The organism is Paractinoplanes aksuensis, from assembly GCF_024137025.1.
In the GTDB taxonomy this organism is placed as follows: domain Bacteria; phylum Actinomycetota; class Actinomycetes; order Mycobacteriales; family Micromonosporaceae; genus Actinoplanes; species Actinoplanes aksuensis.
In genome coordinates this window covers 46,493-69,202 of the sequence record NZ_JAMYJR010000009.1, presented here as the reverse complement: position 1 = coordinate 69,202, position 22,710 = coordinate 46,493, and the positions used below count along the sequence as shown (strand labels likewise).

Annotated in this window: 20 protein-coding genes; 11 read left to right on the top strand and 9 right to left on the bottom strand. The window is 69.5% G+C overall.

Annotated elements, in window-relative coordinates:
* Window positions 1-4 precede the first annotated feature (4 nt).
* On the top strand, window positions 5-1,744 hold the full coding sequence (locus M1L60_RS09275; protein ID WP_253236916.1) for a pyruvate dehydrogenase: 1,740 nt from the start codon (window positions 5-7) through the stop codon (window positions 1,742-1,744).
* On the opposite strand, the gene M1L60_RS09270 is transcribed toward M1L60_RS09275, so the two are convergent.
* A complete protein-coding gene (locus M1L60_RS09270; RefSeq protein WP_253236915.1) occupies window positions 1,741-2,742 on the bottom strand; it encodes a fatty acid desaturase family protein in 1,002 nt (333 codons plus the stop codon). The two genes, M1L60_RS09275 and M1L60_RS09270, sit on opposite strands and share 4 nt — an antisense overlap.
* A 102-nt stretch (window positions 2,743-2,844) precedes the next feature.
* On the opposite strand from M1L60_RS09270, the gene M1L60_RS09265 reads away from it, so the two are divergent.
* Both M1L60_RS09265 and M1L60_RS09260 read left to right on the top strand, forming a co-directional pair.
* Window positions 2,845-4,140 carry a sensor histidine kinase gene (locus M1L60_RS09265; protein WP_253236914.1) on the top strand — a complete coding sequence of 432 codons (1,296 nt, stop codon included), beginning with the start codon at window positions 2,845-2,847 and terminating at the stop codon, window positions 4,138-4,140.
* The gene (locus M1L60_RS09260) at window positions 4,092-4,727 is read left to right on the top strand and encodes a response regulator transcription factor (RefSeq protein WP_253236913.1); all 636 of its coding nucleotides are present in this window, start codon (window positions 4,092-4,094) and stop codon (window positions 4,725-4,727) included. Before M1L60_RS09265 ends, M1L60_RS09260 begins: the two co-directional genes overlap by 49 nt.
* Here M1L60_RS09260 and M1L60_RS09255 read toward each other — a convergent pair.
* A complete protein-coding gene (locus tag M1L60_RS09255; RefSeq protein WP_253237136.1) occupies window positions 4,712-5,638 on the bottom strand; it encodes an LLM class F420-dependent oxidoreductase in 927 nt (308 codons plus the stop codon). The two genes, M1L60_RS09260 and M1L60_RS09255, sit on opposite strands and share 16 nt — an antisense overlap.
* A gap of 287 nt (window positions 5,639-5,925) precedes the next feature.
* Here M1L60_RS09255 and M1L60_RS09250 point away from each other — a divergent pair, with 287 nt between their 5' ends.
* Both M1L60_RS09250 and M1L60_RS09245 read left to right on the top strand, forming a co-directional pair.
* Window positions 5,926-6,903 carry an ABC transporter substrate-binding protein gene (locus M1L60_RS09250; RefSeq protein ID WP_253237135.1) on the top strand — a complete coding sequence of 326 codons (978 nt, stop codon included), beginning with the start codon at window positions 5,926-5,928 and terminating at the stop codon, window positions 6,901-6,903.
* Between the two features lie 111 nt (window positions 6,904-7,014).
* Entirely contained in the window at window positions 7,015-7,842 is an 828-nt protein-coding gene (locus M1L60_RS09245) for an ABC transporter permease (RefSeq protein WP_438862087.1), read from the top strand.
* 4 nt (window positions 7,843-7,846) lie between these two features.
* On the opposite strand, the gene M1L60_RS09240 is transcribed toward M1L60_RS09245, so the two are convergent.
* Both M1L60_RS09240 and M1L60_RS09235 read right to left on the bottom strand, forming a co-directional pair.
* Entirely contained in the window at window positions 7,847-8,212 is a 366-nt protein-coding gene (locus M1L60_RS09240; protein ID WP_253236911.1) for a hypothetical protein, read from the bottom strand.
* A gap of 28 nt (window positions 8,213-8,240) precedes the next feature.
* Window positions 8,241-9,284, bottom strand: coding sequence for a beta propeller repeat protein (locus M1L60_RS09235; RefSeq protein ID WP_253236910.1), 1,044 nt, complete (start codon window positions 9,282-9,284; stop codon window positions 8,241-8,243).
* Window positions 9,285-9,358: 74 nt separating this feature from the next.
* Here M1L60_RS09235 and M1L60_RS09230 point away from each other — a divergent pair, with 74 nt between their 5' ends.
* Window positions 9,359-9,922 (top strand): antibiotic biosynthesis monooxygenase, encoded by a 564-nt coding sequence (locus M1L60_RS09230; RefSeq protein ID WP_438862086.1) that lies wholly within the window; start codon window positions 9,359-9,361, stop codon window positions 9,920-9,922.
* On the opposite strand, the gene M1L60_RS09225 is transcribed toward M1L60_RS09230, so the two are convergent.
* Entirely contained in the window at window positions 9,888-10,886 is a 999-nt protein-coding gene (locus tag M1L60_RS09225) for a hypothetical protein (RefSeq protein WP_253236908.1), read from the bottom strand. The genes M1L60_RS09230 and M1L60_RS09225 overlap by 35 nt on opposite strands.
* Before the next feature lie 157 nt (window positions 10,887-11,043).
* On the opposite strand from M1L60_RS09225, the gene M1L60_RS09220 reads away from it, so the two are divergent.
* The 4 genes from M1L60_RS09220 to M1L60_RS09205 are packed head-to-tail and all read left to right on the top strand — an operon-like array spanning window position 11,044 to window position 14,178.
* Window positions 11,044-11,580 (top strand): RNA polymerase sigma factor, encoded by a 537-nt coding sequence (locus tag M1L60_RS09220; protein WP_253236907.1) that lies wholly within the window; start codon window positions 11,044-11,046, stop codon window positions 11,578-11,580.
* Window positions 11,577-12,437 carry a cupin domain-containing protein gene (locus M1L60_RS09215; RefSeq protein ID WP_253236906.1) on the top strand — a complete coding sequence of 287 codons (861 nt, stop codon included), beginning with the start codon at window positions 11,577-11,579 and terminating at the stop codon, window positions 12,435-12,437. The genes M1L60_RS09220 and M1L60_RS09215 overlap by 4 nt, the downstream gene beginning before the upstream one ends.
* Window positions 12,434-13,273: an ATP-binding cassette domain-containing protein gene (locus M1L60_RS09210; protein WP_253236905.1), complete on the top strand. Its 840-nt coding sequence runs from the start codon at window positions 12,434-12,436 to the stop codon at window positions 13,271-13,273. The genes M1L60_RS09215 and M1L60_RS09210 overlap by 4 nt, the downstream gene beginning before the upstream one ends.
* Window positions 13,270-14,178, top strand: coding sequence for a hypothetical protein (locus M1L60_RS09205; protein WP_253236904.1), 909 nt, complete (start codon window positions 13,270-13,272; stop codon window positions 14,176-14,178). The genes M1L60_RS09210 and M1L60_RS09205 overlap by 4 nt, the downstream gene beginning before the upstream one ends.
* Before the next feature lie 14 nt (window positions 14,179-14,192).
* On the opposite strand, the gene ligD is transcribed toward M1L60_RS09205, so the two are convergent.
* The 4 genes from ligD to M1L60_RS09185 are packed head-to-tail and all read right to left on the bottom strand — an operon-like array spanning window position 14,193 to window position 20,581.
* Window positions 14,193-15,161: a non-homologous end-joining DNA ligase gene (gene ligD / locus M1L60_RS09200; RefSeq protein ID WP_253236903.1), complete on the bottom strand. Its 969-nt coding sequence runs from the start codon at window positions 15,159-15,161 to the stop codon at window positions 14,193-14,195.
* Between the two features lie 9 nt (window positions 15,162-15,170).
* Window positions 15,171-16,898, bottom strand: coding sequence for an acyl-CoA dehydrogenase (locus tag M1L60_RS09195; RefSeq protein ID WP_253236902.1), 1,728 nt, complete (start codon window positions 16,896-16,898; stop codon window positions 15,171-15,173).
* Window positions 16,899-16,935: 37 nt separating this feature from the next.
* Window positions 16,936-18,723, bottom strand: coding sequence for a diguanylate cyclase domain-containing protein (locus M1L60_RS09190; protein ID WP_253236901.1), 1,788 nt, complete (start codon window positions 18,721-18,723; stop codon window positions 16,936-16,938).
* A 40-nt stretch (window positions 18,724-18,763) separates the two neighbouring features.
* Window positions 18,764-20,581 (bottom strand): alpha-amylase family protein, encoded by a 1,818-nt coding sequence (locus M1L60_RS09185; protein ID WP_253236900.1) that lies wholly within the window; start codon window positions 20,579-20,581, stop codon window positions 18,764-18,766.
* A 191-nt stretch (window positions 20,582-20,772) separates the two neighbouring features.
* Here M1L60_RS09185 and M1L60_RS09180 point away from each other — a divergent pair, with 191 nt between their 5' ends.
* A complete protein-coding gene (locus M1L60_RS09180; RefSeq protein ID WP_253236899.1) occupies window positions 20,773-22,470 on the top strand; it encodes an alpha/beta hydrolase in 1,698 nt (565 codons plus the stop codon).
* Window positions 22,471-22,710 lie beyond the last annotated feature (240 nt).

The window sequence follows — 22,710 nt, the reverse complement described above, 5'->3', positions numbered from 1 at the left end:
CGGGGTGTTCGGGAAGAAAAAGACAGTCGCTGACCAGTTCGTCGAGGTGCTGGTCCAGGCCGGGGTGGAGCGGATCTACGGCCTGGTCGGGGACAGCCTCAACGCGTTGTCCGACGCGATCCGGCGCAACGACGCCATCGAGTGGGTCCACGTGCACAACGAGGAGGCGGCGGCGTTCGCGGCCGCCGCGGAGGCCCAGCTCACCGGCAAGCTGGCGGTCTGCGCGGGCAGTTGCGGGCCGGGCAACACGCACCTGATCCAGGGCGTCTTCGACGCGCACCGGTCGGCCGCGCCGGTGCTGGCCATCGCCTCGCACATCGTCTCGACCGAGATCGGCTCCGGCTTCTTCCAGGAGACCGACCCCAAGCAGCTGTTCGGGCAGGCCAGCCACTGGACCGAGATGGTCTCGTCGGCCGGGCAGATGCCGCGGATGGCCCGGATGGGCATTCAGCAGGCGGTCGGCAAGCGCGGCGCGGCCGTGCTGATCATGCCGGGGGACGTGCTGGCGGCCGAGGCCACCGAGGAGACGGGGGCCGGGCACGCGGTGGCCGGGCCGGTGCTGGGCGCACCGTCCGACTACGTCATCGAAGACCTGGCCGAGCGGATCAACGCGGCCGGGACCGTGGCCATCTTCGGCGGGATCGGCTGTACGGATGCCCGTGAGCAGGTGCTGCAGCTGGCCGAGTGGCTGGGCGCGCCGGTCGGGCACACGCTGCGGGGCAAGGACGTGCTGCAGTACGACAACCCGTACGACGTGGGCATGTCGGGCTTGCTCGGCTACGGCGCCTGTTACGAGGCGACGCACGAGGCCGACCTGCTCCTGCTGCTCGGCACCGACTTCCCGTACCGGCAGTTCCTGCCCCAGAAGAACACGATCCAGATCGACATCGACCCGTCCCGTCTGGGCCGCCGCACGGCGCTCGAGCTGGGCGTGGCCGGTGATGTCGGCGCCACGATCACGAAGCTGATGCCGAAGCTGGAACGCAAGGATCACAAGTTCCTCAACCGCATGCTCGAGAAGCACGTGCACGAGCTGGACCGGGTCGTCGACGCGTACACCAAGGATGTCGAGCACCTCGTGCCGATCCATCCGGAATACGTCGCCTCGATCCTCGACGAGGAGGCCGCGGACGACACCGTCTTCACCGCCGACACCGGCATGTGCACGAGCTGGGCCGCCCGCTACATCACGCCCAACGGCCGTCGCCGGCTGCTCGGCTCGTTCGTCCACGGCACGATGGCCAACGCCCTGCCGCACGCGCTCGGCGCCCAGAAACTCGACCCGAGCCGTCAGGTGGTCTCGATGTCGGGCGACGGCGGCCTGGCCATGCTGCTCGGCGAGCTGCTGACCGCGCGGCTGCACAACCTGCCGGTCAAGGTGGTGGTCTTCAACAACTCCAGCCTCGGCATGGTGCGCCTCGAGATGCTGGTGGCGGGCGATCCGCCGTACGAGACCGACCACGAACACGTCGATTTCGCGGCCATCGCCCGGGCGGCCGGGCTTTTCGCCGTACGGGTGGAGAAGCCCGACGAGGTCCGCGGCGCTCTGCGCTCGGTGCTCGACCACGACGGCCCGGCCCTGCTCGACGTGGTCACCGATCCCGACGCGCTCGAGATCCCGCCGCACATCAGCAAGGAGGAGGCGGCCGGGTTCGCGATCGCCGCCGGGAAGTCGGTGCTCTCCGGCGGCGTCGGGCAGATGCTGCACCTGGCCCGCACGAACCTGCGCAACCTGCCGCGTTAGGCGGTCCGGCGGAGGTCGGCGCCCACGTCGTGCAGGTGGCTCAGGGCCTGACGGTACGAATCGGTCAGGCTGGTCATCTCGTACGAGACGCCGATCTCCGCGCAGTACTGCTGCACGATCGGTTGCGCCTTGCGCAGGTTGGGCGTCGGCATGGCCGGGAACAGGTGGTGCTCGATCTGGTAGTTGAGCCCGCCCAGGGCCGCGTCGACGAACCGCCCGCCCCGCACGTTGCGCGAGGTCAGCACCTGCTTGCGCAGGAAGTCCTCGTCGCCGGTGGGGTGCGGCATGCCCTTGTGATTGGGCGCGAACGTCATCCCCAGATAAACCCCGAAGATCGCTTGGTGGACGACGAGGAACGCGAGCGCCTGCAGCGGCGTCAGCACCAGCAGCAGCGCGGCGGCGTACCCGGCGAGGTGGGCTCCGATCAGCAGCGCCTCGCCGACCTTGCCTCTCTGCATGATCCACTTCACGCTGTCCCGCTTGAGGCTGAGGCCCAGCAGCGTCAGCAGCGGAAAGAAGAAGTACGCCTGATAACGCGTCAGGAAACCCTTGCCGGCCGCTGCCTCGCGCGACCACACCAGCACGCCCGGCCCGACGTCCGGGTCGAGGTCGTCGTGGTTGGGGTTGGCGTGGTGCTTGGTGTGCTTGTCCATCCAGTAGCCGTAGGACATGCCGATGGCCAGGTTGCCCGCGATCAGCCCGGCCCGCGAGCTCGGCTTGTTGGTGCGGAACACCTGCCGGTGGGCGAGGTCGTGGGCGACCAGCGCGGTCTGCGCGAACACCACGGCCAGGAAGGCGGCCACGGCCAGCGTCCACCACGAGGCGCCGATCGCGAAGAACGCGGCCCAGCCCAGCCCCAGCGCCCCGCCGACCAGGCTCAACCGGGCCACGTAGTACGCCGGCCGCCGGCGCAGCAGCCCGGCCGCGTTGATCCGCCGGCCCAGTTCCGCGAAGTCGCTCCCGGCCGTCGCCCGCGGCCGCTCTGCCATTGTCGTCATGCCCATAAGCAGACCGTGCGGGAACCCTCAAGGTCAGGAGTGGCATCCCCCCAACCTTTGGTGGGGCTAGCACTACTGAGTTGAGCGCGCCGGTAAGCCACGATGAGAGGCGTGGAGACAAGAGACTGGCTTCGGGACGGGCTGCGGGCGATGGCGTTCGGCCTGCTGGGGATCGTTCTGGCGGTGCTGAACTTCCCGCTCTTCGTGCTGTTCGTGGTGTCGCTGGTGCTCACCCCGGTGCTCGGCATCGGCCTGCTCCTGCTGCCCGCCGTGACCGCGCTGATTCGGCTGCGGGCCGACCTGGCCCGGCGGGTGGCCGGCTGGCAGGGCGTGCCCATCGCGCGCCCCTACCGGCCGAAACCGGCCGGTCTGGCCCCGATCGGCTGGGCCCGCTACAAGTGGATCATCACCGACCCCGCGACCTGGCGCGACTTCGCGTGGCTGCTGCCGGGTGCGATCGGCGGGCTCGTGCTCGGCATCCTCACGATCGCCCTGCCGGCGTACGGGGTCGAGGGCATCACCCTGCTCCCGCTCTGGATCTACCTGGGCGAGGGCTGGTCCGGCTACGGCGTCAACTGGCCGATCGAGAACGTCGGCGAGGGCTTCCTCTCCATGCCGCAGGGTGTCGTCATCCTCCTGCTGGGCCTGGTCGTCGCGCCCCACCTGCGCCGGTTCGACGGGTTGTTCCACCGGCTCTTCCTGGCCCCGACCCGGGCCGCCGAGCTGCGCCTTCGGGTCGCTCAGCTCACCGTGACCCGGGCCGACACGGTCGACTCCCAGGCGGCCGAGCTGCGCCGGATCGAGCGCGACCTGCACGACGGGGCCCAGGCCCGGCTGGTGTCGCTGGGCATGGCCATCGGCCTGGCCGAGGAACTGGTCGAGCGCGACCCCGAGACCGCCCGCAAGCTGCTCGCCGAAGCCCGCGAGAACAGCTCGACGGCCCTGGTCGAACTGCGTCATCTCGTACGCGGGATCCACCCGCCCGTGCTGGCCGAGCGCGGCCTCGACGGCGCGGTGCGGGCGCTCGCGCTGACCATGGCCATCCCGACCACTGTGGACTCCGACCTCGCGGGCCGCCTCGAGACTCCGGTCGAATCGGCCGCCTACTTCGCGGTCGCCGAAGCTCTGACAAATGTGCAGAAGCACAGCGGCGCCAACGTTGCCTACGTCAGCATGCACCGCACCGATGACCTGCTGCGTCTCGAGGTCGGCGACGACGGGCACGGCGGCGCCGACCCGAAGCGCGGCTCCGGCCTGGCCGGAATGGAACGCCGTCTCGCCGCCTTCGATGGCACGATGTCCGTGTCCAGCCCGCCGGCCGGACCGACCATCGTGACCATGGAGCTGCCGTGCGCGTCGTCATCGCCGAGGACCATGCTCTCCTCCGGGACGGACTGACCCGGATCCTCGAGGCGTTCGACTTCGAGGTCGTGGCCGTCGTCGACCGCGGACCCGACGTGCTGCCCACGCTGCTCGAATGCAAGCCCGACGTGGCCGTCCTGGATGTGCGCCTGCCGCCCACCTTCACCGACGAGGGGCTGCAGGCGGCCATCGCGGCCCGCCGCCAGGCCCCCGGTCTGCCGATCCTGGTGCTGAGCCAGCACGTCGAGCCGCTGTACGCCCGCGAGCTGCTCTCCGACCGCCGCGGCGGGGTCGGCTACCTGCTCAAGGATCGGGTCAGCGACGTCGCCCAGTTCGTCGACGCGGTGCGCCAGGTGGCCGGCGGCGGCACGATGATGGACCCCGAGGTCGTGGCCCGGCTGCTCGACCGCAGCCGGCCGCTCGACGTGCTGACCGCGCGCGAGCGCGAGGTGCTGGGCGAGATGGCCGCGGGCCGGTCCAACGCGGCGATCGCGGCCAAGCTTTTCGTCACCGAGAAGGCGGTCAGCAAGCACATCAACAACATCTTCACCAAGCTCGGGCTGCCGGTCTCCGAGGACGACAACCGCCGCGTGCTGGCTGTGCTGGCTTACTTGGACAGCTGAGGGAGCACCTCGCTCGCGATCAGGTCGATGTGGTCGAGGTCGTCCATCTCGATCATGCGGAGGTGCACGCGGCTCGCGCCGATCGCGCGCATCTCTTCGATGCGCTGCACGAGCTGGGCCGGGGAGCCCTCCACCGGGTCCTCCGGCGGCAGCACGCTCTTGACGTGCAGGGGAGCGGCGCGGCGGGCGGCCTCGGCGTCGGTCCGGCCGATCGCGACCACGATGCCGGCCGACAGGGTGAGCTGCCGGCCCGATTTGTCGCACGCCGCCCGGACGCGATCGAAGGCGGCGGCCGTCTCGGCCACGGTCTTGAACGGCATGTTGTATTCGTCGGCGTAGCGGGCGGCCAGATCGGGCGTACGCCGGGGGCCCTTGCCCCCGATGATGATCGGCGGATGCGGCCGCTGGACGGGACGAGGCAGCGCCGGGGCGTCCACCAGGTGGTAATGCTTGCCGTCGAACGAGTAACTCTGGCCCTCGGGTGTGCCCCAAAGTCCCGTGAGGATCTCCAGCTGCTCCTCGAGCCGGTCGAAGCGCTCGCCGACCGCGGGGAAGGGAATGCCGTACGCCGTGTGCTCGCGCTCGACCCAGCCCGCGCCCATGCCCAGCTCGACCCGGCCGCCGCTCATCTGGTCGACCTGCGCCACCATGATCGACAGTGGACCGGGCATACGGAACGTAGCGGAGTTGACCAATGTCCCGATCCGCAGCGTACGGGTCTCGCGGGCCAGTCCGGCCAGCGTGATCCACGCGTCGGTGGGGCCCGGCAGGCCCGGCTCGGGGGTCAACGCACGGTAATGATCGGCCCGCAACAGGCCCTCGAAACCGGCGTCCTCGGTGTGACGGGCGAAGTTCAATTGAGTGTCGTACGTCGCACCCCGGTGCGGTTCGACGAACAGACAAACGCGCATCATCGTCCCTCATAAACCGAGCTGGGCGCATACCCGGCTCATCCTGCTCGAACATCGGCGCATCCGTCTACTTCGGCTTTTGAGACGAACCTGTCATCGATGCATGTGCCAGTTTGCCCTACGATCCCCGTCGGGACACCACTGCCCCACGTTCGACCCCTCACGGCCCCGGTGTGCCAATTGCCGGGTTGCCGGTTCCCCATTCGACCGCACCAGGTCGGGAAGGATCTACGGTGCACAGAAGGACCCTCGTACGTTCCGTTGTCGCCGGCGCGCTTGCTCTCACCATGAGCGCGGCCGCTGGATGCAGCGACGACTCGGCTGACGGCGACGGTGGCAGCGGCGCCTCGCTCGAGAAGATCACTTACCTGACCTCGTTCGGCACCTTCGGCCGTGACTCGTACGCGTACGTCGCGCTCGAGAAGGGCTACTTCAAGGACGCGGGCTTCGACGTCACGATCAACCCGGGCAAGGGCTCCGGCGAGAACATCAAGTCGATCGTGTCCGGTCAGGCCCAGTTCACGCCGATCGACCTCACCGGTGGCCTCATCGCCGCCGGCGGCAAGGACAAGACCACCGGCTTCACCGCCGTGTCGGCCATCCAGCAGCGCACGATGGCCGCGATCATCGCGCTCGACGGCAACAAGATCAACTCGCCCAAGGACCTCGAGGGCAAGACGATCTCCGATGCCCCCGGCTCGGTCGTGCGCACGCTGTTCCCGACGTACGCCAAGCTGGCCAACATCGACGACACCAAGGTCAAGTTCCAGAACGGCCAGGCCCAGGAACTGATCGGCCAGCTCGCCTCCGGCCGCAGCCAGGCCATCGGCCAGTTCGTGGTGGGCAAGCCGACCGTCGAGACGGTGTCGAAGAAGAAGGCCGTCGTCCTGCCCTACAGCGACTACCTGCAGGACCTCTACGGCAACGTGCTGATCACGTCGACCAAGTACGCGCAGGACAACCCCGAGAAGGTCAAGAAGTTCACCGAGGCGCTGCTCAAGGGTCTCGCCGACTCCATCGCGAACCCCGACGAGGCCGGCAAGATCACGCCGAAGTACGTGCAGACGGCCAAGCCCGAGGGTGTCGCGGCCGAGCTCACGCTGATGGGCCCGTACGTCAAGTCGGCCGCCGCCGGCATCCCGGTCGGCGCCCTCGACGCCGAGCGCGTCGCCCGCTCGATCGCGATCCTGCAGGGTTCCGGCCAGATCGACCCCGGTCTCAAGCCGGAGCAGGTCATCAACTTCGACCTGACCCCCAAGGCCTGACCTACTGATCTACGCGGGGTGCGCCGGTCCGCCGGCGCACCCCACCGCGCTTCGCCAGATCCGCGCGGCGTTCGTTTCACGCAGTCCGCACGGTTATGAGGAGCACCCCCGGTGCAAGAGACGTTGACGCCCCCGACGGAGGCCGCTGTGGCCCGTCCCGCCCGCCCCGACCGGAAGTTCTCACCCAGCGTGGTGGCCTGGCCGGTGCTCGGCATCGTCGTCACCGTCGTGGTGTGGTGGGCGGTCGTCGAGATCTTCGACATCCAGCCGATCATCCTGCCGTCGCCGATCGACGTCTACGAGGGCTTCCGTACGTACCCTGAGCTGCTGCTGCAGACCACGTGGGACACGGTGCGGGTGACCCTGATCGGCTTCGGCCTGTCGGTGATCATCGGCGTGGCCCTGGGCACGGCGATCGCCGCCTGGAAGCCGTTCGAGCGGGCCTTCGGCCCCCTGCTGGTGGCGCTGAACGCCGTACCCAAAGTGGCCATCGCGCCGCTGATGATCGCCTGGTTCGGGTTCGGCACCAAGCCCGTCCTGGCCATGGCCTTCCTGCTCTGCTTCTTCCCGATCGTTTTGTCGACGGCCACCGGCCTGGCCAGCACCCCGGCCGACCTGGCCGAACTGGCGCGTTCGCTCGACGCCACCCGCACCCAGACGTTCCTGCGCGTCCGCGTGCCGGCCGCCCTGCCCCAGATCTTCGTCGGCCTCAAGCTGGCCATGCCGCTGGCCGTGATCGGCGTGGCCGTGGGCGAGATGCAGTCCGGCGGCGTCGACGAGGGCCTCGGCACGATCATCGTCCAGACCGCCGGCCAGGGCGACACCGCGACCGCGTTCGCCGCCCTCACCCTGATGGCCCTGGTCAGCATCATCCTGTACTACGTGCTGGTGTGGATCGAGCGTCTCGCCCTGCCCTGGGTCAAGGGCACCACCGCCTGACCGGTCAGTCCCGCTTTGCCCAGGCCTGGACGGCGTCGACACAGAGCCGGTTGACAGCGATCTCGTACTTGCCGCCCCGCGCGGTGACCGAGAAGACCTGGGAACCCGGATAGTTCGCCCAGGGTTCGCCGGCCGCCGGGGTGCGGGGCCCACCCACCCGCGGACCGGGCAGGGTGATCGTTTTCCGCCCGGCGAAGACCATGGGGTCACCCAGCCGCAGCTGACCGAAGTGCCAGCGCGACTGGCTCACGACGTGCAGGCCGGCCAGCACGACGACTGATCCGTGCGTCGTGACCGGCCCTTGCTCGATGTTCTTGCTGCCGGGGGATACGCCGGAGAACAACTGCAGGAGCGAGCCGAGGATGTCCACGAGATCATCATCGACCCGCTCCGCAAATTCAGCCCCTCAGCCTGGCCACACGGCCCTGCGCGCCGGAGGCCCAGCACGCGCCGGGGACGCACTCGACGGCGTCGAAGCTGCCGGTGTCGAAACGTTTCCAGGTGCGGCCGGCGTCGTACGAGATGTCACTGCCGGTCGGGCCCACGGCCAGGGCGGTGTTGCCGCGGCCGACCCAGGCCGAGCCCGAGCGGTACTCGCCCGGGACGGTGCGCGACACGGTCCACGTGCGACCGCGCAGGTAGGCCGAACCGCCGGGCGCGACCGTCGGGGCCGCGTAGTCACCGCCGACCGCGATGGCGGCGCCGTCACGGCGTACGGCCAAGCTGTAGATGCCGGCACTCGGGCCGCTCGGCACCGGGGTGGAAGTGACCGACCAGTTCCGCCCGCCGTCGCGCGAGGTGAAGACGCGGGACTCGGCGCCCCCGCCGGTCGCGAAATAGGCCTTCCCCGCCGCTGAGACCAGGCAGGTGCCGCTGGCCGCGAACGCGAACTCGCCGGTCAGCGCGGCCGGCATGCCGGCCGTGGGCTGAACCCGCCAGGAACGGCCGCCGTCACGGGTGGCGAGAATGCGGAACTTGCCGTCGACCGGGTCGGACAGGGCCAGGCCGTGCCTGCGGTCGAGGAACGTCATGCAGTCGTAGAAGGCGGCCGGGTCCTCGTTGCGGAACGACTCGGTCCAGGTGCGGCCGCCGTTCGACGTCGCATAGATCCGCGACTCGGGCCCGTTGCCGATCGTCAGGGCCACCGCGTGCTTCGCGTCGAACGCCTCGATGTCGCGGAACTGAAGCTCGGCCGCGGCCGCCGGTCCGACCGACGACCAGTGCCGGCCCCCGTCGACCGTCCGCAGAATCGTGCCGGCCGAACCGGCCACCCAGGCCACCTTCGCGCTGACCGGCGCCAGCCCCCGGAACTGCGCCGTCGTGCCGGTCGAGGTCAGCTGCCAGGTCAGGGAACCACCACCGGCCAGCGCGGGCGCGGCGGGCAGAAGCAGGGCCGCGACGACACCGGCGGCGGCCATCGACAACTTTCGCTGCAAGGTCATGCGCCGGAACTTACCTTGTGGGCCACGGCACGGAAACCGTCACCGAGCAGCGCCGGAAACTTACGGATACCAGAATGTGGGACATGGAGTCTCCCGCAGTCACCGTCGCCATCACCCGGCGCGCCGACCCGTCCCGGCAGGCCGAGATGATCGCCTGGGTGAACGCCGGCACGACGCTGGCCGAGGACTTCCCCGGCTTCCTGGGCACCGGCTGGGTCCGCCCCGACCAGACCTCGTACGAATGGCACATGCTCTACCGCTTCGCCGACGAACACGCCCTGCGCAACTGGGAAGAATCCCCCCAACGCCGCTGGTGGCTGTCGTCGGCCGAAGGCTTCGTCGAACACACCCGCACCGAGAAAAGAACCGGAATCGAAGGCTGGTTCGACCCACCCCGAACCCACGAGATCAGCGAGGCGGCGACCCCGAAGGCGCCACCCCGCTGGAAACAGGCGGTGACCATCTGGCTGGGCTTCTTCCCGGTGAGCTTGCTGGCCGCCTTCACGCTCAACCACGTCATCGCCGACCTCAACGTCGTGCTGCGCACCCTGATCAGCACCCTCTGCCTGACCCCACTCATGACCTACCTGGTGCTCCCACAAATCACCCGCCTGCTCCAACCCTGGCTCCGCCGCTGACCCCGGCTACCGTTCCCGGCAGGGCCCGGCCTTCGAGGCGGCCGGCCTGGGAGTCGAACAGTCGGCTGACGACCTGCTGGGTCGCGCCGAAGAACAAGGCCCAGGCAGCGATCTGCGCGGGCTGGTCGAGGTCGCTCAGGCCAGGCACGAAACCGCCGTGGATCAACAGGATGCCGGCCACCGCGGTCAGCGCACCCAACGGAAGCTTCAACACTGCGAGCAGCGGTGTCATGTGTGCATAGGACATTCCCGATGGTCCCTGGTAGCGGAGGGGGAAAGCCATCGACAGCACTGCCCCGAACGCGCCGAAACCCTGGACCATGAAGATGTCCGCGGGCTGCGCTTGAGTGCCCCCAGCCGGACAGGCGACGGGCAAAGAATCCGGCTGAAAACACAGGGACAGCGCCTCCGGAAAACACGCACCGGCCGCCGCCGTGAACCCGGCTCCGCCGGTGAGGACCATGAAGACGATCAGCACTACGTTGCGCAGGGTAAGCAGCTGCTTGTGCGCCTGGTCCCCAGCGGCATAGGCGGCCCGAAGTGCGTCGGCGAGGACGTGCCGGTCGGGCCCTTGCTTTTCGGCCTCGATCCGACGCTGGTCGAGGCGGGGAAGGTAGCGCTCGGTGTGTGCGAGCACGTGAACGGCGATGGCCCGCAGTTCCGCGGGCGGGGTCAGGGTGACCAGCTCGGCATCCGCGGCGTGGATGCAGGGGTAGACGTCGGCCAACGGGCGGCCGTTCCACCGATCGCACGGAGACCGCCGGCGGTCCAGGGCAGCCTGTGCCAAGGCCAGGTCTTGACGGATCCGACGGAGCTTGGCCAACTCCTCGTGTCCTTCGCTGGTCCGTTCGAGCCGGTCGCACCGGTCCATGAGCTGGGCGATCCGGTGGTGCTCGGTCGCGTGAGTCCGGTGGCCCGGGTCGGCGTTCAGTATCGTCGGCAGGCGTTCGGCGGTGATCGACATCAGCAATCCCCTGAGGTGTTCGGAAGTGACTTCGCCTCCTTGTCGCCCCGGGGGTGCAGCGGTGTTCGGCCGCGTCCGGTTCCGCTTTCACGGATGGTGTCAGTCGATCGAGGCTGCGTGAGCGAACACCGGCGACCGGGCCGGGCTACAGATAGCCATGGAGACCAGTGGCTCCGCGCGCGCCGATGTCGAGTTGCTCGACGCGATAGCCGAACGGGATCGGGGTGCTCTGCGGGAGTTGTACGAACGGCATGCGCCGTGGCTGCGGGCCCGGCTGGGTCGCCGCTGCGGTGACGAGGGACTTGTCGAGGAGGTCCTTCAGGACACCTTCGTCGAGATCTGGCGCAAGCCAGGCAACTATCGTGGTGCTGGCCCGGTGCCGGCGTGGGTCTGGGGCATCGGGGTCCGCCGGCTGCTCAGTGCGTTGCGCCCCCGGTGGCCGGTGCCGGTGCCGTTCCTCGCCGATCCGGCTCCCGCGTCGTCAGCCGAGGACCAGGTCCTGCTGCGCATCGAACACGGCGATCTGGGCGGCGCCGTCGACGGGCTGTCCCCGGAGTTGAGGGCGGTCATTCAGGCCGTGGTCCTGGACGGCTTGAACAGCCGCGAGGCGGCCCGCCTGCTGCGGGTGCCGGCGGCCACGGTGCGTTCCCGATTGATGCGGGCCCGAACCCAACTGCGGGAGGCACTCCTATGAGCTGGCATCTGACCGTGGCGACGATCGACGCCTACCTGGTGGGCCGGGTCAGCGACGCCTGTGCCGCCTCCACGGAGACACACTTGATGCGATGCGCGGATTGCCGCGCGCTGTTGGCCGACCGGGAGCACCAGGACGTCGCGGCGCGCCGCCGGCACAACGACGGCCTCGACCGCATTCTTGACCGCATCGATCAGCCGAGGCGCGGTGTGTTCGAACGGCTCCTCGTCACGGTCGGCGTTTCCGCGTCGCTCGCGCGGCTCACCGCCGGAGCCCCGCGGCTCCGTCACGCGTGGTTCGCCGCCGGCCTGTCCGTCCTGGTGGTCGCGGTGCTGCTCGCCCAGTTCTCGTCCGGACCGGTGGGGGCGGTGCTGTTCGTGGTCACCGCCCCGGTCGCCCCGGTGATCGGCATCGCGCTCACCTACGGCCGCCGGGCCGATCCCGCCGGCGAAGTCGGTGTTGTCGTCCCGTTCCCGGCGTTCCGCCTGCTGCTCCTGCGCTCAGTGATCGTGCTGGCGTCCTGGCTTCCGCCGGCCGCCCTGCTCGCCGCGGCCCTGCCGGACCACGGGGCGGTCCCGCTGCTGTGGTTCGTGCCCGCGCTGGCCCTGACCAGCCTGACCGTGGCGTTGTCGGGTTACGTCGGCACCGTCCCGGCCGCGGCTGCTGTGGCGACCGGTTGGCTGGTGGTGGCGGCGGCGACCGTACGTGGCAATCGGGGAAGCCCGGCGGCGGTCTGGCTCGACCACTCACAGCTGTTCCGGCCGGCCGGGCAGGTGCTGCTGGCCCTGCTGGCCGTGACCGCGACCTTTGTGGCCGTGGCCCGCCGCGCCGCCTATGACGCTCGGGAGACAGCGTGACGACCCGGCTCACCGCCGTGAGCAAGCGCTTCGGAAGGACAACCGCGCTGCGCGGGATCACGATGGAGGTGGACCGCGGAGTCACTGGCCTGCTGGGAGCCAATGGCGCCGGCAAGACCACCCTGCTGCGCATCATGGCCACCGTTCTGTCACCGGACGAGGGTGAACTGCGCCTGCTCGGGCGGAACCCGCGTGATGCCGGTGACCGGCTGCAGATCCGCCGTCAGCTGGGCTATCTGCCGCAGCAGACTGGGTTCTACGAAGGGTTCACGGCTTACGAGTTCGTGGACTATGTGGCGATTCTGCAGGAGATCACGGGGACACGGCAGCGCCGCTCCGAAGTCCGGCGCGTGCTCGAGGCCGTGGGCCTGACCGACCAGATGCACCGCCACCTGCGGTCGATGTCGGGCGGGCAGCGCCAGCGCGTCGCCCTCGCTCAATCTCTGCTCGGCCGGCCCCGCCTGCTGCTTCTCGACGAGCCGACCGTCGGCCTCGACCCGCTGGAACGGATCCGATTCCGGCAGGTCGTCTCGGAGTTGGCCCGCGAGCACACAGTGGTGCTGTCGACCCACCTGACCGACGACGTGGCAGCGCTCTGCGACCAGGTGGTCGTGCTCGGCCACGGTGAGATCACTTTCACCGGCACGGTCGCGGACCTCGTCACGACCGCGGCCGGCCACGTCTGGCTGGCGGACATGCCCGACGTCGCAGCGGCCGGGTGGTGGCGCACCGGCGACGGCCGTTATCGCCACATCGGGGAGCCGCCGCGTGGCGCCCGGCTCGCCCCGCCGACCGTGGAGGACGGGTACATGTACCTCACCGGGAGAGGGACATGATTCCCGACCGGCTCGCCGAACCATCGGCGGTTGGCGCTCTGGTCCGGGTCGAAGCCCGGCGGCTGCTGAGGCATCCCGCCCTGCTGATCGGGGCCGCGGCCGCCGCATGGCTCGCCCTGCCGCGGTGGATCACTGGGCAGCCGCCCGAAGCACAGTGGGACGCCCAGACCTATGAGCAGCTGACGCTGCTGTGGTCACCGCTGCACCTGGGCGCCTTCGTCGCGGCCACCCTGACTGCGCTACGACCTGGCGACGGGGCAACTGCCGAAATGTTCGCGGCTCGTCCGCTGGGCGGTCGGCACCGCACTCTGGCTCAGCTGGTGGCCGGCGCGATTCCGATGGCCCTCACCGCAGTCGTCGTGTCGCTCACCTGGCTGTTGATCGCCGATGCGGGCGGCATCCCGACCGGGTTCCCGGTGCCGGTGAACCTGTACCCCACCGTGGCGGACGCCGCTTACGTCATCGGCCTGACCGGAGCGGCGCATGCGGCCGGGATCGCGCTCGCCCACACGACACGGTCTCGGCTGCTCAACGTCGTGGTGGGTCTGATATTCACTTACATCTTCTTCTTTATGTACTGGCTGACAAGCTTCTTCCCGGTCTCCTTGCTTTCTCCATTTGTGAGCCCGGTCAGCGCCGGCAAGACGAGTTACTGGGGCACGCCGGAGCCGATCAGCTCCAACGGCGACGGGTGGTACGCGATTGTGCGAGACACAGATTTTGTCGCTTGCCACACCGTGTACGTCGCCGGAGTGGGTGTGCTCCTCGCCGCGCATGCTCTTCGGCGCAGCGACCCGGAATATCGCCCGCGCAGGCTCGTGCTGATAGGCGGCCTCATGGCCGTTAGCGGGTTCCTGCTTCAGGTCCTGACCTACAGCGGCGCCTGGTCCTGGCCTTGGTCATGACCGGGAAACGCGGGTCAGGAGTCGGCGTCGGCGGGGCCGGCTAGGCCGGCTTTTTCGTCGCGGTCGGCCCATTCGAGCAGGGTGGACAGGGAGTGGTGTTTGTCGTCGATCGTGGCGTGGAGGTCGCCCAGGTCGGCGAAGCGGGCCGGGACTGTGCGGACGGTGAAGTCGCGTGGGTCGGCGTCGGGGATCTCGGCCCAGGTGACGGGGGTCGAGACGGTCGCGGTGGGGACGCCTCGTACTGAGTAGGCGCTGGCGATCGTGTGGTCGCGGGCGTTCTGGTTGTAGTCGACGAACAGCTTCTCGGGGTCGCGGTCCTTGCGCCACCACGTGGTCGTCACGTCGTCGGGGGCGCGGCGTTCCACCTCGCGGGCGAAGGCCAGCGCGGCCCGGCGTACGTCGGAGAACCCCCACGACGGCTCGATGCGCACATAGATGTGCAGGCCCCGGCCGCCCGACGTCTTGGGGTAGCCGGTGATGCCGAGGTCGTCGAGGACCTCGTGGGCGACCGCGGCCACCGCGCGCACCCGGTCGTACGTGCAGTCGGGCATCGGGTCGAGGTCGATGCGCCACTCGTCGGGTTTCTCGGTGTCGGCGCGGCGGGAGTTCCACGGGTGGAACTCGACGGTCGACATCTGGACGGCCCAGATGACGTCGGCCGTCTTCGTCACGCACAGCTCGTCGGCGTGGCGGTTGTAGCGCGGGAACGTCACCCGCACCGTCTCGAGCCACGGGGGCGCGCCGTGCGGCACGCGCTTCTGGTGCACCTTTTCGCCGGCCAGGCCGTCGGGGAAGCGGTGCAGCATGCACGGGCGCTCACGCAGCGCCCGCACGATGCCGTCACCGACCGACAGGTAGTAGTGGACCAGGTCGAGCTTGGTCAGGCCCAGCTCCGGGAAGTAGACACGGTCGGGGTTCGACACGCGCACCTTGAGGTCGCCGACCTCCACCTCGGTCGCCGGGCTCTTGCTCGAAGAGGCCATGAGATCAACCTAACCCAGAACGGCGTCGTCCAGGTCGGCCAGCAGGGTGTCGCCCGAGTCGAGCAGGTCGAGCAGGGGGGCGATGCGCGGGAGCTCGTGGGTGAGGAAGTAGCGGGCGGCCAGGCGCTTACCCTCGTAGAAGGGGCCTTCCTTGCCCTCGGTCGCCGCGAGCTGGGAGAGCCACAGCCAGGCGATCACGAGGTGGCCGGTTGCTTCCAGGTATGCCGTGGAGTTGGCCAGCGCCGCTGTCGGGTCGCCGCCGGCCCACAGCTTGCGGGTGGTCGCGGCCAGGCGGTCGCACAGCGCGATCACCGGCCGGCCCAGGTCGGCCGGGGCGGCCACGGCCGTGGTGACGATGCGGCCGATCAGCAGCTGGAGGCCGGCCCCGCCGCGCATGACGACCTTGCGGCCCAGCAGGTCGAGGCCCTGGATGCCGTCGGTGCCCTCGTGGATCGAGTTGAGGCGGTTGTCGCGGTAGAACTGCTCGACCGGGTACTCGCGGGTGTAGCCGTAGCCGCCGTGGACCTGGATGGCGTGGTCGTTGGCCAGCCGGCACCACTGCGAGGGCCACGCCTTGACGATCGGGGTCAGCACGTCGAGCAACAGGTCGTTCTCGTCGGAGGGCTCGTCGAGCAGCTTGGCCGCGTACAGAATCAACGCCATTCCGCCCTCGACGTACGACTTCGAGGCGAGCAGCATGCGCCGCACGTCGGGGTGGCGCACGATCGGCACCGGCGGGGCCAGCGGGTCTTTGTCGGCCACGGGACGGCCCTGCGTGCGTTCCCGCGCGTAGTCGAGCGCGTGCAGGTAGCCCGTGTAGCCCAGCGCCACCGCGCCCGCGCCGACACCGATCCGGGCCTCGTTCATCATCTGGAACATATAGGCCAGGCCCTTGCCCTCTTCCCCGACCAGGTAGCCGGTGGCGTCCTCGAACGAGAGCACAGCGTTGGTCGTGCCGCGGTAGCCCATCTTGTGGTTGAGCCCGGACAGCGCCACCCCGTTACGTTCGCCGACCGTGCCGTCGGGCTCGACGTGGTGCTTGGGCACGATGAACAGCGACAATCCCTTGACCCCGGCCGGCGCGCCCGCGGCCCGGGCCAGCACCAGGTGCACGATCGTCTCGCTCAGCTCGTGGTCGCCACCCGAGATCCACATCTTCGAGCCGGTGACCCGATATGTCCCATCAGCAACCGGTGTAGCGCGCGTAAGCACGTCGCTCAAAGCGGAGCCGGCCTGCGGCTCGGACAGGCACATCGTGCCGGTGAAACGCCCGTCGAGCATCGGCCGCACAAAACGGTCAATCTGCCCCGACGTCCCGTGAGTCAGCAAGAGATTGGCATTACCGGCCGTCAGCAGCGAATACGAAGACGTGGCTATGTTGGCCGCCTGGAACCAGGCGAAGCAGGCCCGGGCCACGACGTGCGGCATCTGCAGCCCGCCCACCGAGGAGTCCATCGTGGCGCTGAGCAGCCCGGTCTCGTTGAAGACCTTGAGCGCCGCCGCCACCTCGGGGATCACCGAGACCCGTACGCCGTCGAAGGTCGGTTCTTCGAGGTCGGAGCGCCGATTGTGCGGGGCGAAGTCGCGCTCGGCGATCTGGGCCGAGACGTCGAGGAAGGCGTCGAACGTCTCGCGGGAGTGCTCGGCGAACCTGTCCCGGGATGTGAGGGCCTCGACGTCGAGCCACTCGTAGAGCAGGAAGTCGAGGTCACGTCGCGAAAGGATCTTGGAGGACACCGCCGGCACCGCCGATCAGGAAGAAGACGAGGGGTCTTCAGTCTGCCGCACGATGCCGTCCCGCTCGGGCCGGTGCGAGGTTCCGCGAGTGCTTGACGGCGTACATCGCGTGGTCGGCGGCCCGCAGAGCCTCGTCCGGATCGGTGGCGCCGGCCGCGAGGTGCACGCCGACGCTGGCCCCGATCTGCACCTGCACCCCGCCGACCAGGAACGGCGACGTGAGGGCGTCCCGGATGCGGGCGCTCATCGCCTCGCTGTCGGACGGCCCGATCACGCCCGGCATGAGAATCACGAACTCGTCACCACCGACCCGGGCCAGCACGTCCCACTCGCGGACGCAGGCCGTGAGCCGGGCCGCGACCTGCCGCAGCAGCTCGTCGCCGGCCTCGTGGCCGTGGGCGTCGTTGACCGGCTTGAACCCGTCGAGGTCGACGAAGAGCACGGCCACCGGCTGCTCGCGCAGGGAGGAGCCCAGCTCGTCCTGCATACGGCGGCGGTTGGGGAGCCCGGTGAGGGCGTCGTGCGTGGCCTCGTGGGCCAGGCGCTCCTGAAAGGCACGGTTCTCGCTGATGTCGCGGGCGTTGATGACAATGCCGTGCAGCGCCGGGTTGTGCATCTGGTTGGACGCGGTGAATTCGAACCAGCGGAAGACGCCCGCCGCCGAGCGCACCCGGCACTGCAGGCGCAGGAGGTCCTCGCGCTTGGCCAGAAGCCGGCTGAACTGGTCATGCATGTGCTTCTGGTCGTCCGGGTGCACCAGATCGAAGACGCTGGTGCCGACCAGCACACCCTCGTCGTAGCCGAGAACGGCGGCGGCGCTCGGACTCGAGTACTCGATGGTGCCGTTGGCGCTGAGCACAGACACCAGGTCGGGAGCGTGCTGGAACAGGGCCCGGAAGCGCTCGTCGGCCCGCCGGCGCTGGATCTGGGTGCGGTAGCCGAGCACGAACATCGCCAGCACGCCGATCAGCAGCATGGCGCCCATCGTCAGGTTGAGCGTCTGGCTCTTGGTGTGGACCACGCCGTCGAACGACTTCTTGGTCTGGGCCCGCACGTAGGACCAGCCGCCGGGCAGGCCGCCGACCGTGATCGCGACCATCTCGGTGCCGGCCACGGTGGTGTACTCGACAAAACTGCCCGTGGGCTGGGCGGCCAGGGCCCGGCGGATCGCCGGGTCGATCTGGGCGCCCAGTTCCTTCGTCCGGTTGGTGGCCGCGATGGTGCCGGTGCTGTCGATCACGGCCGTCTGGTGCACGTCCGAGCTGAGCGTCACCGTGTACTGCTGCAGGTCGGTCGTGGCCACGTCGTTCAGCCCGACCAGCACGGCGGCCGGGGCGCCACCGACCATCACCGGGACACCGACCGCCTCGAGGTACGTGCCGTCGACCACCATGATCGACGAGAAGCCCGCCTTGGACCCGCTCTTGAGCATCGTGAACAGCGGCTTCCAGCCGGTGTGGCCGGCCGCGGGCACGCCGGTGGTGCGCGAGCTGTTGATGACGCGGCCGTCCAGGTCGACGAGCAGGGCCCCGTACTTGAAGGTGTTGCTCTTGGCGGCGAACGTGCGCAGCATGGCCCGGTCGGCGACGTTGCCCGGCCCGAGGTGCAGGGCGTTCTCACCGAGGAAGTCGCCGATCTCGCCCGCCGACAGCAGCTGCAGCCGGCCCACGAGGGTGCTGTTGTTGACGGCCAGAGCCCGGGAGTCGGCCAGGTGGACCTCGTCGGCCGCCTGCAGCGCCGACCGGTTGACCAGGAAGCCGATAGTGCCCGCAGCAGCCAGCAACACCACGCCGACCACTACGGCGATCCAGTTGCGCAGCCGCATGACTTTCTTGTCGGCAGCCGCGCGCCTTACTGAACGGAATTCACCGCTCGATCAGCCAGACGAACCCGAGCGCGGGCAGGTGAGCCCTTCCTTCCCGTACGACGAGAGGGCCGTCACTGCTCACCGCCGTCTCCAGCCAGCCGTAGTGCCCGATCGCCGCCGCCTCGACCGTCTGCTCGTGCTCGCTGAAGTTGGCCAGCCCGACGAACGTGCCGCTGCGCGGATGCCGCCGGCGCCACGCGAAGACGTGTCCGTTGTCGACCCCGACGACCGCGGTCTCGCCCCCGCCGCGCAGGGCCAGCAGGTCCTTGCGGGCGGCGATGAGCTCGCGCAGACCGGCGAAGACCTGACCCTCGAGCGTTTTCGGGTCGTGCCGGCGCTCGGCGGCCGCCCAGTCCATGTGCGGCCGGTGCATCCAGCGGTTGTCGTCGGCGAGGGCCGGGTCGTCGCGGTACGACTCGTCGTTGCGCATCGCGAGTTCGTCGCCCATGTAGATCAGCGGGATGCCGCCGTACGCAAATGCCACCGAGTGCAACAGGAGCAGCCGCCGCACGCCGTCGGGCCAGCTCGCCGGATCGTCCGTTATCCCGCACAGCGAGGCCGCCGAGCCCGAGATCCGCGCGTCCCCAGTGACCGGATTCTCCTGGAAAAGGGCACCCTGGGCGTACGAGCCGCCGAAGCGACCCGAGAAGAACGAGTTGAGAAAATTGCGGTGGTTCCACCAGTCCCAGCCGACCGCCGACGCGTCCTCGGCGCTGATCGCCCAGCCGATGTCGTCGTGCCCGCGCACATAGCTGACCCACGTCGCCTCGGCCGGGATCGGCTTCATCCGGGCCAGCGACTGGGCCATCAGCCGCGCGTCCTTGGTGGCCAGGCTGCTCCACAGCATGACCATGAGCTGGTTGTGATAGGCCAGCTCGCACTCGGGCCGGTAGCGGTCGTGCCCGCCCAGGTAGGGCACCAGGTCGTCGGGGGCCACGATGGCCTCGGCCTTGAAGATCACGCCCGGCGCGGCCACCCGGACCAGCGCGTGCAGCGCCTGCACGATCCGGTGCACCTCGGGCTCGTTGAGGCAGGTCGTGCCGAGCCGCTTCCAGAGGAACGGCACGGCGTCGAGGCGGAACACGTCGACACCCCGGTTGGCCAGCCACAGGATCGTCTCGAGCATGGCCCGGAAAACGTTCGGGCTGGCCCAGTTGAGGTCCCACTGGTAGCTCCAGAACGTGGTCCAGACCCACTTGTCACCTTCACCGGTGGCGAACTTGGTGAACGAGCCGGGCGCGCGGTCCGGGAAGACCGGCACGATCGTGCGCTCGTACGCGTCCGGCATCTCGCGGTCGGGGAAAGACATGTAGAAATCCGCGTACGCCGGATCGCCCGCCCGCCACGCCTCGGCCCACGCGTGTTCCTTGGCCGTGTGGTTCAGCACCAGGTCGACGCAGAGGCTCATGCCGCGCTCGTGGAGCCGGCCGGCCAGTGCGCTGAGGTCGTCCATCGTGCCCAGCCGCGGATCCACGGCCCGGTAGTCGCGCACCGCGTACCCGCCGTCGTTCTCGCCCGGCCGCGGTTCGAGCAAGGGCATAAGGTGCAGATACGTCACGCCGAGCTCGTCCAGATAGTCCAAGTTGTCGGCCACCGCATGAAGCGACCCGGCGAAGCGGTCGGCATAACAGACGTACCCGACCTGGCGGGCCCGCTGGTACCAGCGCGGGTCGATCTCCCGCCGCCGATCGAGATCACGCAGAGCGATCGGTCGCTCACCAGCCGCCTCGAGCGCGACCGCTACCAGGTCGTTCAGCTCGGCTGTGCCGTACACAACTTCCAACGGCTCGTAGATGTCGAGTAGCGACGTGGCCAAACGGGCAATGAACGCAAGTCCCTCCGATCGGCCCAGCCTTTCGGTGGCGTCGGCGGTCAAAGATGGAAGCAGGGCCTCGAACGCGCTTGCGGCCCGGGTGCGAACGGAAGATCCTGCCATCGGGTCAACGTAACCTTCGGTGGCGCGCGGGTCACGCATATCGACGGCGGTGGCGAGGGGCGGGGGAGCCGATGCGCAAAGTGGTGTTACCGGCCCCCTTGATTCCCGTCCAGCGCCGGGTCATCTCGTCGGCCACCGCGCCGACTGTCGTCCCGCGCCGCCGGGTCGTCCGCTGCGGGCTGAGCATCACCGGCATCGGCCTGTGCGCCGTCTTCTACTGCCTCACCTACACGCCGTCCCTGCTGCCGAGGTCCTGGTTCCTGCAAGGGGTCGTCGCCGGCCTCACCGCCTCTTTCGGGTACGCCGGGGGGACAGCCATCGGGGCCGTGGTCCGTCTGCGCTGGTGGCCGTCGCGCCGCGTCGAGCGGATCGCCTGGCGGGTGCTGTTCGTGCTGGTCCCCCCGCTGATCCTGCTGTTCCTGTGGCTGGGCGCCCGGTGGCAGCGCGACCTGCGCGTCCGCCTCGGCATGCCGCCCCAGCAGGAATACGACCTCATCCGTACGGTGGGAATCAGCCTCATCACGTTCGGGGCGCTGCTGTTGCTGGCCCGCTGCCTGCGGCTGGCCGCCCACGGCTTCGCCCGCCTGTTCGGCCGCCTCGTGCCCGAATCGGCGGCGTACTGCGCCGGTTTCGTGGTGGTGACCCTGCTCAGCTACACCGCGTTCGACGGCATCCTGGTCAGCAAGGTGTTCTCGAGCGCCGACCGCTCGGCCGCGATAACCGACAGCGGCACCGGCAACGGCGTCGTCCAGCCGGCCTCGGCCCTGCGCTCAGGCAGCCGAAGTTCGCTGATCACCTGGGACTCGCTGGGCCGCCAGGGCCGCAACTTCGTGACCAAGGCACCCTCCGTCGACCGCCTCAGCGCGTTCACCGGCCGCGCGGCGGAAGATCCGGTACGCATCTACGCCGGCCTCTCCTCGGCCGACACGGTCGAGGATCGAGCGGCCCTGGTCGTACGGGAAATGGACCGCACCCACGCCTGGGACCGCGCGGTCATCGCGGTCTTCACCCCCACCGGCACCGGCTGGGTCGACAACGACGTGCCGAGCTCGCTGGAGTACATGTACGGCGGCAACACGGCCCTCGTGTCGATGCAGTACAGCTACCTGCCGAGCTGGATCTCGTTCGCCGTCGACCGCACCAAGGTGGTGGACGCGGCCTCGGCCCTGATCGGCGCCGTCCGCGAACGGTGGGCCGCGATGCCCGCGACCCACCGCCCCAAGCTCCTGATCTTCGGCGAAAGTCTGGGCACGTACGGCACGGAAAAGACCTTCGGTACGGCCGAGGCCATGGTCGAGGGGGCCGACGGCATCCTGCTCGAGGGCCCGATGTTCGCCAACCCGATCCACCGCCGCCTGACGGCCGACCGCGCCCCCGGCAGCCCCGTCTGGGACCCGGTCTACCCCCGCCTGCCGGTCGAGTTCTCGTCGGAGTCCCACGAACTGCGCGACCTGACCGGCCTCCCCCGCAAGGTCGTCTACATGCAGAACTCCTCCGACCCGGTCGTCTGGTGGAGCCCCAGCCTGCTGTGGCACAAACCCGACTGGCTGAAAGGCCAACGAGGCCCCGACGTGACCCCCGACATGCACTGGTACCCGGTCATCACGTTCTGGCAGACCACCGTCGACCTGCTCTTCGCCAACAAGGCCCCGGTCGGCCACGGCCACGTCTACAAATCCGGCGCGGTCGACGGCTGGGCCGCCCTCGCACCCCCACCCGGCTGGACCGTCGCCGACACCCTGCGCCTGCGCGCCCTGCTCAGCGGCTGACACCCCGGCGGGTCAGGGTTCGCAGATAGGCGTTCTGCTCAAGCGCAGGCTGCTTCCAGAACAGCAGCCGCAAAGCATCGGCCACACAGACCTCCGCTAGCTGCTCGAATTCCCCGGCCGGGCACGACGCTTCGACCCAGCCCCGGTCGAGCGGGCCTCGGATCCGCGCGTGACCACTCCGGCCTTCCGCGTGAACCACCACTGGTCACCACGATCCGACAACCCGATCTCCGAGCTGTT

What these genes read in the sequence shown, in the direction of transcription:
- M1L60_RS09205 (WP_253236904.1), top strand. Translation starts at nt 13,270, where the DNA reads ATGATTCCCGACCGGCTCGCCGAACCATCGGCGGTTGGCGCTCTGGTC.
- M1L60_RS09270 (WP_253236915.1), bottom strand. Translation starts at nt 2,742, where the DNA reads ATGACGACAATGGCAGAGCGGCCGCGGGCGACGGCCGGGAGCGACTTC.
- M1L60_RS09265 (WP_253236914.1), top strand. Translation starts at nt 2,845, where the DNA reads ATGAGAGGCGTGGAGACAAGAGACTGGCTTCGGGACGGGCTGCGGGCG.
- M1L60_RS09220 (WP_253236907.1), top strand. Translation starts at nt 11,044, where the DNA reads ATGGAGACCAGTGGCTCCGCGCGCGCCGATGTCGAGTTGCTCGACGCG.
- M1L60_RS09225 (WP_253236908.1), bottom strand. Translation starts at nt 10,886, where the DNA reads ATGTCGATCACCGCCGAACGCCTGCCGACGATACTGAACGCCGACCCG.
- M1L60_RS09190 (WP_253236901.1), bottom strand. Translation starts at nt 18,723, where the DNA reads ATGCGGCTGCGCAACTGGATCGCCGTAGTGGTCGGCGTGGTGTTGCTG.
- M1L60_RS09250 (WP_253237135.1), top strand. Translation starts at nt 5,926, where the DNA reads ATGAGCGCGGCCGCTGGATGCAGCGACGACTCGGCTGACGGCGACGGT.
- M1L60_RS09180 (WP_253236899.1), top strand. Translation starts at nt 20,773, where the DNA reads ATGCGCAAAGTGGTGTTACCGGCCCCCTTGATTCCCGTCCAGCGCCGG.
- M1L60_RS09215 (WP_253236906.1), top strand. Translation starts at nt 11,577, where the DNA reads ATGAGCTGGCATCTGACCGTGGCGACGATCGACGCCTACCTGGTGGGC.
- M1L60_RS09230 (WP_438862086.1), top strand. Translation starts at nt 9,359, where the DNA reads ATGTGGGACATGGAGTCTCCCGCAGTCACCGTCGCCATCACCCGGCGC.
- ligD (WP_253236903.1), bottom strand. Translation starts at nt 15,161, where the DNA reads ATGGCCTCTTCGAGCAAGAGCCCGGCGACCGAGGTGGAGGTCGGCGAC.
- M1L60_RS09255 (WP_253237136.1), bottom strand. Translation starts at nt 5,638, where the DNA reads ATGCGCGTTTGTCTGTTCGTCGAACCGCACCGGGGTGCGACGTACGAC.
- M1L60_RS09235 (WP_253236910.1), bottom strand. Translation starts at nt 9,284, where the DNA reads ATGACCTTGCAGCGAAAGTTGTCGATGGCCGCCGCCGGTGTCGTCGCG.